Source organism: Caulobacter sp., assembly GCF_017744445.1.
Lineage (GTDB): Bacteria > Pseudomonadota > Alphaproteobacteria > Caulobacterales > Caulobacteraceae > Caulobacter.
The window spans coordinates 92922-106251 of the sequence record NZ_JAGIBH010000013.1 but is presented as its reverse complement, the minus strand read 5'-3'; the positions used below and the strand labels follow the sequence as shown (position 1 = coordinate 106251).

The following is a 13330-nucleotide window of genomic DNA, read 5'->3' as shown; positions in this document are numbered from 1 at the left end:
GTCTCCTCAAGGGCGCCATCTCAGTGCGCCGGGGGAGGCACTCTCATGATCCATGCACGCAATTCCTTTGCTCTTCGCGCGGCCCTGCTGGCCTCGTGCGCGGCCCTGGCCGTGGGTTCGGCCGCGCAGGCGCGCCAGGCCGCACCCGCTTCGAACGCGCAGCAGCCGGAAACGGAAACCGTCGACGCCGTTGTGGTAACCGGTTTCCGCCAAGCCTACGCCAACGCCATCGCGACCAAGCGCGAGACCCTGGAAATCTCGGACGGCATCTCGTCGGACGGCCTGGGCCGCTTCCCGGACCTGAACGTCGGTGAAGCCATCCAGCGGATCCCGGGCGTCCAGATCAACCGCGAAGCCGGCAGCCGTAACGCCACGATCAGCCTGCGCGGCCTGCCGGGCAGCTTTGCCCGCACTACGCTGAACGGCGGCGCGTTCGCCGACCCGATCCTGAACGGCTCGACCCCGCTGGGCGCGTTCAACTCCGACATTTTCACGGCCATCAACGTCATCAAGTCGCCGTCCGCTTCGAACCTGGCCGGCGGCCTGTCGGGCAATGTCGACCTGCGCATCAACCCGGCCCTGGCCCGCAAGGACGGCGGCTTCGCCAAGCTGTCCTACGAGTACAATGACCTGGGCAACCTGGGCAGCCCGCTGGCCTCGCTGGGCTACAACAAGCACCTGACCGACGACTTCGCGGTGTTCGGCGTCGTGGCGTGGAAGGACGAGAAGTTCCGCCGCGACTCGATCACCGTGAACTCGTGGGGCAACCGCATCGGCGGCATCCAGCTGGGCAACCAGGCCGCGGTCACGAGCACCACGGGCGGCGTGACCACCTATATCCCGGGCGCCAACCCGGCCTACGACGCCATGCAGGCCGCCCTGCCCGACAGCTACAAGGCGCTGTTCGCGCCCGGCCAGGCCCCCGTCTACTATCCCAGCCAGACCCGTCAGCTGGTGAAGTTCAACCGCGGCTCGACCCTGTCGGCGGCGACCGGCTTCGAATGGCGCATCAACGAAGAATGGAAGTTCGGCGCCAACGGCTTCATCACCAAGCGCAAGCTGGATGAGGCCACCAACAACCTGCTCTATATCGACGCCGGTCCGGGCAACAACACGTTCACCGGCCTGACCGCCACCTCGGCCGTCGCCAAGCTCAGCAACCTGGGCACGCCCTATATCGTCCAGACGCCGAACGGTCCGCGCGCCTACATCAACAGCTTCAAGGCCGAGAACATCAACACGTTCGACTCGGTCCGCTCCGAGCCGGCCGAGAACCAGACCTGGGCCATCAACCCCACCGTCGAGTTCAAGAACGACACCTGGAAGGCCAACGCCAACCTGACGGTCTCGCGCGCCAAGGCCTATGCCAACCAGATCGAGTTCGACGTCGTCCAGAACCCCTATCGCAACCTGGGTCCGGCCGGTCTGAACGGCATCGTGGCCACGGTTTACACGGGCGGCGCCAACCTCGGCGACTACACCGCGACCCTGGTTACCCCGCACACCACCCACCTGCCGACCGGCGGCTTCCTGATCCCGGCGACGAACACCGCCCCGACCCAGGCCGGCGCCGTGATGCCCGGCCAGGCCGCCACCGTCGCGGCCGACCGCTTCGGCGTCACCGGCACCAATGGCCAGGCCGACAACGTGCTGGACTCGTTCCAGCTCGACTTCGAGCGCTCGCTGGACGGCTTCGTGAACGCGTTCCAGTTCGGCGGCCGCGCCGAGCACAACAAGTTCACCTCGATCGGCTCGCGTAACACCGCCCTGGGCGCCCAGACCCAGAACATCACGCCGGACATGGCCTACCAGCTGTCGTACGCTAACGACTTCTTTGGGGGTAAGGCTGGCGGCGCGACCAGCAACTGGATGAACGTCGACGTCGATCGCGTGCTGAAGGCGATCACGCCGGTCAACACCAACCTGCGCACGACGCTGAACCCGAACGGCCTTCCCGACCAGTTCCTGCTGGGCGCGCCCGGCGTGTTCCTGACCCCGTACGGCGTGGTGAACAACTACACGGACGGCAACTACTGGAACAACAACTTCAGCAACCAGAACGACGTCTTCTCGGCCTATATCGCGGCCAAGTTCAAGGGCGACCTGTTCAATATCCCGGTCCGCGGCACCGTCGGTACGCGCTACGAATATACCGAGCAGAAGATCGTCGCGCTGAACTGTAAGAACTGCACCACGGCGCTGTCGAACCAGGCCGGCGCGATCAACCACTCGCTGTCGACCACCACGACCAAGAACAACTTCGACTACTGGCTGCCGTCGGCGATCATCATGGCCGATCTGCGCGACGACCTGGTCTTCCGCGCCGCCGCCTACCGCACCTACGTCCGCCCGCAACCGCGCGACAACGTGCCGACCACCTTCGTGCAGGTGCCGGTCGACGTGAACCCGCCGGTCGACCCGGTCTACACGGTCACCCTGGGCGCTACGGACATCAAGCCGTACACCTCGGACTCCTACGACATGTCGCTGGAGTGGTATAACCGTCCCGGCGGCCTGATCTCGCTGGCGGCCTACCGCAAGGAAGTGAAGGGCTATATCGGCCCGATCACCGACCAGTCGATCCTGTGCCCGGCCAACGGCAAGATCCCCGGCATCGACGTCGACCTGGGCACCCTGCGCATCGACAACTCGGCCGGCACCCCGCGCTGCGTCAGCTCGAACAAGTTCGTCGGCGCCGCCGGCGCGACGGCTCCGCTGGTCGAAGCCCGCGTCAATGTCAGCGGCAAGACCAACCAGTCGCCGATGACCGTCACCGGCGTCGAGTTCAACATCCAGCAGAACCTGGATTTCCTGCCGGGCTTCTGGAAGAACTTCGGCGGCGCGTTCAACTACTCGTATACGAAGATCGACGGCACCGACACGGCGGGCAACAAGATCACCCTGCCCAGCGTGTCGAAGAACAACATCAACGTCATCGGCTACTACGAAGCCAAGTGGGGCGGCGTCCGCCTGGTCTACAACTGGCGTGACAAGTACGACCTGGCCGCCGGCAACTCGTTCGTCGGCGACGCCCGCACCGTCAAGGCCCGCAGCCAGCTGGACGCCTCGGCCTCGTTCAACGTCACCGAAGACCTGTCGGTCTCGGTCGACGCGTTCAACCTGACCGACGCCCAGCGCGCCGAGTACGAGAACGACCCGACCCTGCCGCGCTTCATCGACTACGACGGCCGCACCTATCAGGTGACCATCCGCGCGAAGTTCTAAACCTCGCTACAGACTCACTCCTCCTGCGGGGGCCGAAGTTCGCTTCGGCCCCTTTTTCTTTTTTCGGTGGGCGCCAATCGCTCCCCCCACACGTTCGTCATTCCCGCCCTTGTGGCGGGAACCCCTGGTTCAGCCGCACGTGAGACAGATGCTGATCAACAGCGCTGCCACCTGCTCCGCACCTGCGGCGGACAGAGGGGTTCCCGCCACAAGGGCGGGAATGACGCTGGGGAGTGGTTGCGGCTGAGATCGCCCCCCTCAGCCCTTCAGCGACCGCAGGGCCTGCTCGTGGACGTAGGCGGCGATATCGAGCAGCGCGGCGTCCAGGGCCGTCTTGACCGCTTCCAGGCTCTCCTGGCCCGCCTCGCAGCGTTCGCAGACCTCGCCAAGCTGAGCAGCCCCTACCCCGCGCGCGGCGCCCTTCACCGTGTGGACCGCATCCCGCCAGCCAGGGTGGGTGGAATCCAGCATTGGGGTCCACAGCGCGGCCTGTTCGCGGAACAGCGCCAACACCTCTTCGACCACCCCGGAATCCCCTGCCGCGAACCCTTCCAGGTAAGCGAAATCAACGGCTCCGCTAATATCTCGTCTGGCCATGAAAAAAGCGCTTGCGCTCCCAAAATCATTGCGTATGTTCCGCGCCTCGCCGCCGGGGCTCGCAAGTGCTTCGGACCGTCGAATGGGTGTATAGCTCAGTTGGTAGAGCAGCTGACTCTTAATCAGCGGGTCGTAGGTTCGAATCCTACTACACCCACCATTCTCTCGAAAATTCAGTGATCTAGAAGAATTCCCCTTCGGGGAACCACCGCCTTTTCGTGCGGTCGATACGGGTCGCGAGTCCTCCGCCCAAGGTCGATTATGGCGACTTTCCGACGCCCAAGCGGAGCCATATCGCGGCGAGATCATTTCAGCTCTGAAAACCGGCGCACACGTTAGGCCTCTACGGATTCCAGACCGTCAGCTTTCTTGACGGTCTCCCTGAGGCGGCCCGTTGCGCCGCCCGCTCATGCCGCGCTGGTCGCGGCCGGCTCGAAGGCTGACGATGACTGACCTGCACGCCCCCCGTACGCCTCCGCGTCGTCGGACGTTGATCCTCGGCGGCCTGATCGCCGTGCTCGCCCTGGTCGGGGTCATCTGGCTGGCCTGGACCCTGCTGCACAGCGACAAGGGCGAAGGCGGCGGTCCGGGCGGCCCTGGCGGCGGCTTCGGCGGCGGCGGCGGTCGGCGCGGTCCGGCCAGCACCGTGGCGGTGGCCACGGCCAGCGCGACCGACCTGCCGATCATCATTGAGGCCCTGGGCACGGTGAAACCGGCTGCCACGGTCACCGTGCGTCCGCAGGTGGGCGGCACGATCACCCAGGTGATGTTCCGCGAAGGCCAGACGGTCTCGCGCGGTCAGGCGCTGGTCCAGATCGATCCCCGCCCCTACCAGATGGCGCTGCTGCAGGCGCAGGGGAACCAGACCCGCGACGAGGCCCAGCTGGCCGCCGCGCGCCTGACCCTGACCCGCTACCAGACCCTGCTGGCCCAGGACTCGATCGCCCGCCAGGAGGTCGATAACCAGGCCGCCACGGTCAAGCAGCTGGAAGGCACCGTGATGGCCGACCGCGCCGCCGTGGGCACGGCCCGCCTGAACCTCGGCTTCGCCCGCATCACCGCGCCGGTGAGCGGCCGCCTGGGCCTGCGCGTCGTGGATGTCGGCAACTATATCGGCGCGGGCGACGCCACGGGCGTCGCGGTGATCACCACGGTCTCGCCGATCGATGTCGAGTTCACCGTCCCGCAGGACGACGTGCCGCGCATCGCCGCCCGTCAGGGTCGCGCCAATGTGCCCGTCACGGCGCTGGACCGCACCCGTACCCAGACCCTGGACCGCGGGACCTTCTCGACCCTGGACAATCTGGTCGACACCGGTACCGGCACCGTGAAGGCCAAGGCCCGCTTCCCCAACAGCGGCGGCACGCTGTTCCCCAGCCAGTTCGTCAATGTCCGCATGGAGCTGGACACCATCAAGGGCGCGATCGTCGTGCCCGCTACGGCGGTGCGCCAGGGCAGCGACGGGTCGTTCGTGTGGCTGCTGAACGCCGACCGCACCGTGACCAAGACCCCGGTGAAGACCGGCCAGGCCACCGGTGTCCAGGTGCAGATCACGCAAGGCCTCAAGGCCGGCGACAAGGTCATCACCGAGGGCGGCGACCGCCTGCGCGACGGTGGCAAGGTCCAGTTGCCGGGCGCCCGTCCGCAAGGCCAGGGCAAGGGCGAAGGCCAGCGCGGCGAACGGCGCAAGCGTGAAGGCGGCCAGGGCCAAGGCGGCGAAGGTCGTCGTCAGCGTCCGGAATAAACCAGGCGATGAACCCCTCGCGTCCCTTCATCCAGCGGCCGGTCGCCACGGCCCTGTTCATGGCGGCCATCGTCCTGGCCGGCCTGGTCGGCTTCCGGCTGCTGCCGCTGTCGGCCCTGCCCCAGGTCGATTACCCCACCATCCAGGTCCAGACCCTGTATCCCGGGGCCAGCCCCGAGGTGATGAGCCAGACGGTCACCGCCCCGCTGGAACGCCAGTTGGGCGAGATGTCGGGCCTTGCCCGGATGAGCTCGGTCAGCACGGCTGGCGCATCGGTCATCACCCTGCAGTTCAACCTCGGTGAGACCCTCGACGTCGCCGAGCAGGAGGTGCAGGCCGCCATCAACGCCAGCGGCTCGCTGCTGCCCGCCGACCTGCCGGCCCCGCCGGTCTACGCCAAGGTCAATCCGGCCGATGCGCCGGTGCTGACCCTGGCCATCACCTCGGACACCCTGCCGCTGACCGAGGTGCAGAACCTCGTGAACACCCGCCTGGCCCAGAAGATCAGCCAGGTCTCGGGCGTGGGCCTCGTCAGCCTGTCGGGCGGCCAGCGCCCCGCCATGCGCATCCAGGCCGACACGCAAGCCATGGCCAGCTACGGCCTGACCCTGTCGGACGTGCAGACCGCCATCAGCGCCAGCAACGCCAACAGCGCCAAGGGTAGCTTCGACGGCCCCACGCGCAGCTACACGATCAACGCCAACGACCAGCTGCTGTCCGTCGACGACTACAAGAACCTGATCGTCAGCTACAAGGACGGCGCGCCGATCCGTCTGAGCGACATCGCCCAGGTCGTCGAGAGCGCCGAGAACACCCGCCTGGGCGCCTGGGCCGGCAAGACCCCGGCCATCATCGTCAACGTCCAGCGCCAGCCCGGCGCCAACGTCATCAAGACCGTCGACGCCATCAAGGCCAAGCTGCCCGAACTGCAAGCCGGGCTGCCCGCCACCCTGGACGTCCAGGTTCTGGCCGACCGCACCACCGGCATCCGCGCCTCGGTGCACCATGTCGAGATGGAGCTGCTGCTGGCCGTGGCTCTGGTGGTGCTGGTGATCTTCTTCTTCCTGCACAGCCTGCGCGCGACGGTCATCGCCAGCCTGGCCGTGCCGATCTCGCTGATCGGCTCGTGCGGGGTGATGTACCTGCTGGGTTTCTCGCTGAACAACCTCAGCCTGATGGCCCTGACCATCGCCACCGGCTTCGTCGTCGACGACGCCATCGTGATGATCGAGAACATCACCCGCCACCTCGAGAAGGGGGAAAAGCCGATGGCGGCGGCGCTGAAGGGCGCGCGCGAGATCGGCTTCACGATCATCTCGCTGACCATCTCGCTGATCGCGGTGCTGATTCCGCTGCTGTTCATGGGCGACGTCGTCGGCCGCCTGTTCCGCGAGTTCGCCATCAGCCTGGCCATCACCATCCTGATCTCGGCGGTCGTGTCGCTGACCCTCACCCCCATGCTGTCGGCCCGCTGGCTGAAGCCGCACGAGGGCGAGGACGCCAAGGGCATCAGCAAGAAGGCCCAAGACCTCTTCGAGAAGGTCGAGGTTCGCTACGAGAAGGCCCTGGTTTGGGTGCTGCAGCGCCAGACCGCGACCCTGGTCGTCGCCGTGCTGACCCTGGTGCTGACCGGCCTGCTCTACATGGTCATCCCCAAGGGCCTGTTCCCCACCCAGGACACCGGTCAGCTGCAAGCCCGCACCGAGATGGCCCAGTCGGTCAGCTACGACCGCATGGCGGCTCTGCAGCAGCAGGCGGCCGAGGCGATCATGGATGATCCGGCGGTCGAGAACGTCGCCTCGTTCATCGGCGTCGACGGCGCCAACAACGCCATGCTCCACACCGGCCAGATGCAGATCAACCTCAAGCCCGATCGCTCGGGCTCGCAGGAGAAGATCATGCAGCGGCTACGCCAGCGCGTGGCCGAGGTGCCGGGCGTGACCCTCTACCTGCAGCCGACCCAGGACCTGACCATCGACGCCGAGACGGGTCCAACCCAGTACCGCCTGTCACTGGAAGGCGCCGACACCGCCACGATCAAGGAATGGGCCGGCAAGCTGACCGCCGAACTGGCGCACGTGAAGGCCGTCCGTAACGTCTATAGCGACGCCTCGGCCACGGGCCAGGCGGCCTATGTCGACATCGACCGCGACACCGCCGCGCGCCTTTCCATTACGGCGTCGGATGTCGACGATGCGTTGTACAGCGCCTTCGGCCAGCGGATCGTCTCGACCATCTTCACCGAGACCAACCAGTACCGCGTGATCCTGGAAGCCAAGCCTGGCGTCCTCACCGACCCAACCACCCTGGGCAATCTGAACCTCAAGACCGGCGGCGGCGCCCCCGCTCCGCTGGCGGCGTTCTCGACGATCAAGACGCAAGCCTCGCCGCTGCAGGTCACCCACGTCGCCCAGTTCCCGGCCACCACGATCGGCTTCGACACCGCGCCGAGCGTCTCGCTGGGCCATGCGGTCGACGAGATCCGCAAGGCCATGAAGCGGATCGACATGCCGGTCGCCGTCACCCACACCTTCCTGGGCGCGGCGGGGGCCTATCAAAACTCCCTGTCCAACCAGCTGTGGCTGATCCTGGCGGCCGTGGTCTGCGTCTACATCGTGCTGGGCGTGCTCTATGAGAGCTACATCCACCCGCTGACCATCCTGTCGACCCTGCCCTCGGCCGGCGTCGGCGCGCTGCTGGCCCTGTGGATCACCGGCAACGACCTGGGCGTCATCGGGATCATCGGCATCATCCTGCTGATCGGCATCGTCAAGAAGAACGCGATCATGATGATCGACTTCGCCATCGACGCTGAGCGTGAGGAAGGCAAGAGCCCGCACGACGCCATCTTCCAGGCCGCCGTGCTGCGTTTCCGCCCGATCCTGATGACCACCCTGGCGGCCCTGTTCGCGGCCGTGCCGCTGATGCTGGGCTTCGGCGAAGGCGCCGAGCTGCGCCGCCCGCTGGGCATCGCCATCTTCGGCGGCCTGCTGCTCAGCCAGCTGCTGACGATCTTCACGACCCCGGTCGTCTACTTGGCCTTCGATCGCCTGGCCCCCACGGCCAAGCGCGAACGTCGCGATGACGGCCCGCACCCCGACCGCATCGACCCCGAGCCGATCCCGGGAGCGCCCTCGTGAACCTGTCCGGGCCCTTCATCCGGCGGCCGGTCGCCACCATCCTGCTGACCATCGGCGTGGCGCTGGCAGGCATCTTCGCCTTCTTCGTGCTGCCGGTCTCGCCCCTGCCGCAGGTGGATTTCCCGACCGTCTCGGTGTCGGCCAATCTGTCGGGGGCCAGCCCGCAGACCATGGCCTCCAGCGTCGCCACGCCGCTGGAGCGCCGGCTGGGCACGATCTCGGGCGTCAACGAAATGACCTCGCAGAGCTCCACCGGCTCGACGCGGATCACCTTGCAGTTCGACCTCAACCGCAAGATCGACGGCGCCGCGCGCGAGGTGCAGGCCGCGATCAACGCCGCCCGCGCCGACCTGCCGGCCACGCTGCGCAGCAACCCGACCTATCGCAAGGCCAACCCGTCCGACGCGCCGGTGATCATCCTGGCCCTGACCTCGGACAGCAAGACGCCCGGCCAGATCTATGACGCCGTCTCCAATGTCGTGGCCCAGCGCCTGGCCCAGGTGACCGGCGTCGGCGATGTCGAGATCGGCGGTGGCTCGCTGCCGGCCGTGCGCATCTCGGCCAACCCTTTCCTGCTGAACCAGTACGGCGTGGCCATGGAGGACGTCCGCGCAGCGATCCAATCGGCCAACGCCAACCGCCCCAAGGGCGCGCTGGAGGGCAACGGCCAGCGCTACCAAATCTACACCACCGGCGCGGGCCGCAAGGCCGCCGACTATGCCGGCCTGGTCGTCGCCTGGCGCGGCGGCGCCCCGATCCGCCTGTCCGACGTGGCCGAGGTCAAGGACAGCGTCGCCGACACCCGCACGCTGGGCCTGTTCAACGGCAAGCCGGCCATCATCGTCCTGATCACCGCCCAGCCCGGCGCCAACATCATCCAGACGGTCGACAGCGTCCGCGCCGCCCTGCCCGAGCTGCGCGCCCAGCTGCCCAGCGACATCACCGTCGATGTCGCCAGCGACCGCACCAACTCGATCCGCGCCTCGCTGCACGAGATCGAGGTCACACTGCTGATCTCGATCGTCCTGGTCATCGTGGTGGTCAGCGTCTTCCTCCGCAGCGCGCGGGCGACCTTCATCCCGGCGGCGGCGACCATCGTCTCGCTGCTGGGAACGTTCGGGGTGATGTACCTGCTGGGCTTCTCGCTCAACAACCTGTCCCTGATGGCCATCACGGTGGCGACCGGCTTCGTGGTCGACGACGCTATCGTGGTGCTGGAGAACACCGCCCGCCACATCGAGAAGGGCATGGACCGCTTCGCCGCCGCCCTGCTCGGCGCGCGCGAGGTGGGCTTCACCGTGCTGTCGATCAGCATCTCGCTGGTCGCCGTCTTCATCCCGCTACTGTTCATGGGCGGCCAGGTCGGGCGCCTCTTCCGCGAGTTCGCCGTCACCCTGTCGGCGGCGGTGCTGATCTCGCTGGTCATCTCGCTGACCACCACGCCGATGATGTGCGCCTACCTGCTGCGGCCCGAGAAGAAAGAGAAAGAAGGCCGCCTCGCCCGCTTCTTCGAGGCGGCGTTCAACCGTGTGCACAAGATGTACGAGCACTCCCTCGATTGGGCCCTGGCCGCCAAACCGCTGGTCATCGTGATCCTGGTCGCCGTCATCGCCATGACCGCCTGGCTCTATATCGCCGTGCCCAAGGGTTTCTTCCCGCAGCAGGACAGCGGCCAGCTGAACGCCGGCATCCGCGCCGACCAGTCCGTCTCGTCCCAGGCCATGCAGAAGAAGCTGCGCCAGGTGGTCGGCATCATTCACAAGGACCCCGCCGTCGACACGGTGGTCGGCTTCACCGGCGGCGGCCGGGCGGGCGGCGGCTTCCTGTTCGTGAACCTGAAACCGATCGGCGAGCGCAAGGAGAAGGGCTCCGAAGTCATCGCCCGCCTGCGGCCGCAGCTGCAGAAGGTGACCGGCCTCAACGTCTTCCTGAACCCGGTGCAGGACCTGCGCATGGGCGGCCGGCAGAGCAACTCGACCTACCAGTACACCCTGACCAGCGACTCGAGCGCTGCGCTGAAGGAGTGGGCCGGCAAGCTGGCCGAGGCGATGAAGGCGCATGACGACGTGCTGACCGACGTCGATTCCGACCAGCAGGAGAACGGCGTCGAGACCCTGGTGACCATCGACCGCGACAGCGCCTCGCGCCTGGGGATCACGCCACGCGCCGTCGACAACGCGCTGTACAACGCCTTCGGCCAGCGCCAGGTCGCGACCATCTATGAGGACGTCAACCAGTATGCCGTGATCCTGGAGTGGCAGCAGAAGTTCGCTCAGGGCCCCGAAGCGCTGAACGACGTCCACGTGCCGACCCGGCCCTCGGGAACGGCGACGGCGACCGGTCCCAGCGTCAATCCGGCCCTGCGCGACCAGTCCACGGGCTCGGCCCTGAACACCGCCGCCACCGCCATGACGCCGCTGGCGGCCATCGCCAGCGTCTCGCAGAACGCCACCCCGACCTCGGTCAACCACCAGAACGGCGAGCTGGCCACGACGGTCTCGTTCAACCTGGCCGAGGGCAAGACCCTGGCCGACGCCCAAGCCGCCGTCTCCGCCGCCGAGGCCGAGATCGGCATGCCGACCACCGTGCGCGGCAGCTTCCAGGGCCAGGCCCGCCAGGCCAACGACCAGATGAAGCAGCAGCCGCTGCTGATCCTGGCGGCGATCATCGCGATCTACATCGTGCTGGGCATTCTCTACGAGAGCTACGTCCACCCGATCACGGTGCTCAGCACCCTGCCCGCCGCCGGCGTCGGGGCCGTCATTGCCCTGCTGATCTTCAAGATGGAGTTCTCGATCATCGCCTTGATCGGCGTCTTCCTGCTCTTGGGCATCGTCAAGAAGAACGCCATCCTGATCATCGACTTCGCCCTTGACGCCCAGCGCAGCCGGGGCCTGACTGCGCAAGAGGCCGCTCGCGAGGCCAGCCTGCTGCGCTTCCGGCCCATCCTGATGACCACCCTGGCCGCCGCCCTAGGCGCCCTGCCCCTGGCCATCGGCTTTGGCGAAGGCGCCGAGCTGCGGCGTCCGCTAGGCGTGGCCATCATCGGCGGCCTGATCGCCAGCCAGCTCCTGACCCTGATCACCACCCCCGTGGTCTATGTCTATCTCGACCGTCTGCGCGGCAAGGCGCGCGACAAGGACGAGCGGCATCTGACCCACCACGCGCCGGAACCCGCATGATGCATCGTCTTTCACACCTCATCGGCGCCGTCTCGCTGCTCGCCCTTGGCGCCTGCTCGCTGACGCCGGCCTACGAGACCCCCACCCTGAAGTCCGCCCCGCCGGCCCAGTTCAAGGCCATGGAGGGCTGGAAGACCGCCACGCCGGCCGATCACCTGGATCGCGGCGACTGGTGGACCCTGCTGGGCGATCCGCAGCTCAATGCGTTGGCCGAGCGGGTGAAGGTGGACAACCAGACCATCGCCGCCGCCGAGGCCGCCTATCGCCAGGCCCGCGCACTTGTCCGCGAGCAGCGGGCCGGCCTGTTCCCGTCCATCGACCTGTCCGGCTCGGCCACCAAGTCGGGTGGCGGCGGCACGCGCAGCACGCCGGGCGCCGGCGGCAGCACCAACGCCGGCGACACCCAGCGCTATCAGGTCGGTATCGGCGCCAGCTGGGAGCCCGACGTCTGGGGCCGCATCCGCGCCGGCATCAGCGGCGCCAAGGCGTCGGCGGAAGCCAGTGAGGCCGACCTCGCCGCCGCCCGCCTCTCGGCCCAGGGCGAGCTGGCCACCAGCTATCTGGGCCTGCGCCGCGCCGACGCCGAGATCGCCATGGTCCAGGCCACGGTCGAGGGCTATCAGCGCGCCCTGCAGATCACCACCAACCGCTACAACGCCGCCATCGCGCCCAAATCCGACGTGCTGCAGGCCCAGAGCCAGCTCGCCAGCGCCCAGTCGACCCTGGAGGGCCTGATCCAGGACCGGACGGCCTTCGAGAACGCCATCGCCGTCCTGGTCGGCGAGCCGGCAAGCAGCTTCCGCCTGGGGGCCGACGCCAGCTGGAAGCCGGTCGTGCCAGAGATCCCGGTCGGCGTGCCCTCCACCCTGCTGGAGCGCCGCCCCGACGTCGCCGCCGCCGAGCGCCGCGTCGCCGCCGCCAATGCCGATATTGGCGTAGCCCGCGCCGCCTTCTTCCCGACCTTCAACCTCAGCGCCGATGGTCGCTCGACGGCCAGCAAGCTGGGCGACCTGTTCGCCACCTCAGCCAACACCTGGTCGCTGGGCCTGACGGCGGCCCAGACCCTGTTCGACGCCGGCGCGCGACGCGCCCAGGTGGCCCAGAGCCGCGCCGCCTATGACCAGATGGCCGCCAACTACCGCCAGACGGCGCTGCAGGCCTTCGAGGACGTCGAGAACCAGCTGACCGCCGCCCGCACCCTGGAACGGCAGTACGCCCTGCAACTGACCGCCTCCCAGGCCGCCGATCAGACCGAGCAGATGCTGCTGAACCAGTACAAGGCCGGCCAGGTCGCCTACACCGACGTGGTCGCGGCCCAGGCCTCGGCCCTGGCGGCGCGGCGCACCCTGGTGACGACAGCGGTGTCGCGCCAGACGACGGCTGTGGCGCTGGTCCAGGCCCTGGGCGGCGGCTGGCGCTGAAAACTTGTTGAGGCTCCGCCC

6 protein-coding genes and 1 tRNA gene are annotated in these 13330 nt (G+C 67.7%); 6 read left to right on the top strand and 1 reads right to left on the bottom strand.

Annotation, left to right across the window (positions count from 1 at the left end):
* The first annotated feature begins 45 nt into the window (after positions 1-45).
* Positions 46-3225 (top strand): TonB-dependent receptor, encoded by a 3180-nt coding sequence (locus tag J7528_RS18600; protein WP_291877427.1) that lies wholly within the window; start codon positions 46-48, stop codon positions 3223-3225.
* Positions 3226-3483: 258 nt separating this feature from the next.
* On the opposite strand, the gene J7528_RS18595 is transcribed toward J7528_RS18600, so the two are convergent.
* Positions 3484-3822, bottom strand: coding sequence for an Hpt domain-containing protein (locus J7528_RS18595; protein WP_291877425.1), 339 nt, complete (start codon positions 3820-3822; stop codon positions 3484-3486).
* A gap of 84 nt (positions 3823-3906) precedes the next feature.
* Here J7528_RS18595 and J7528_RS18590 point away from each other — a divergent pair.
* The 5 genes from J7528_RS18590 (at position 3907) to J7528_RS18570 (ending at position 13309) form a co-directional block, all read left to right on the top strand.
* Positions 3907-3982, top strand: a tRNA-Lys gene (locus tag J7528_RS18590).
* 285 nt (positions 3983-4267) lie between these two features.
* Entirely contained in the window at positions 4268-5566 is a 1299-nt protein-coding gene (locus tag J7528_RS18585; RefSeq protein WP_291877423.1) for an MdtA/MuxA family multidrug efflux RND transporter periplasmic adaptor subunit, read from the top strand.
* A gap of 8 nt (positions 5567-5574) precedes the next feature.
* Entirely contained in the window at positions 5575-8706 is a 3132-nt protein-coding gene (locus tag J7528_RS18580) for a multidrug efflux RND transporter permease subunit (RefSeq protein ID WP_291877420.1), read from the top strand.
* The gene (locus J7528_RS18575; protein WP_291877417.1) at positions 8703-11888 is read left to right on the top strand and encodes an efflux RND transporter permease subunit; all 3186 of its coding nucleotides are present in this window, start codon (positions 8703-8705) and stop codon (positions 11886-11888) included. Before J7528_RS18580 ends, J7528_RS18575 begins: the two co-directional genes overlap by 4 nt.
* Positions 11888-13309, top strand: coding sequence for an efflux transporter outer membrane subunit (locus J7528_RS18570; protein WP_291877414.1), 1422 nt, complete (start codon positions 11888-11890; stop codon positions 13307-13309). The genes J7528_RS18575 and J7528_RS18570 overlap by 1 nt, the downstream gene beginning before the upstream one ends.
* The last annotated feature ends 21 nt before the right edge of the window (positions 13310-13330 follow it).

Coding starts and splice junctions, on each gene's coding strand:
- J7528_RS18595 (WP_291877425.1), bottom strand. CDS start 3,822: ATGGCCAGACGAGATATTAGCGGAGCCGTTGATTTCGCTTACCTGGAA.
- J7528_RS18580 (WP_291877420.1), top strand. CDS start 5,575: ATGAACCCCTCGCGTCCCTTCATCCAGCGGCCGGTCGCCACGGCCCTG.
- J7528_RS18570 (WP_291877414.1), top strand. CDS start 11,888: ATGCATCGTCTTTCACACCTCATCGGCGCCGTCTCGCTGCTCGCCCTT.
- J7528_RS18585 (WP_291877423.1), top strand. CDS start 4,268: ATGACTGACCTGCACGCCCCCCGTACGCCTCCGCGTCGTCGGACGTTG.
- J7528_RS18600 (WP_291877427.1), top strand. CDS start 46: ATGATCCATGCACGCAATTCCTTTGCTCTTCGCGCGGCCCTGCTGGCC.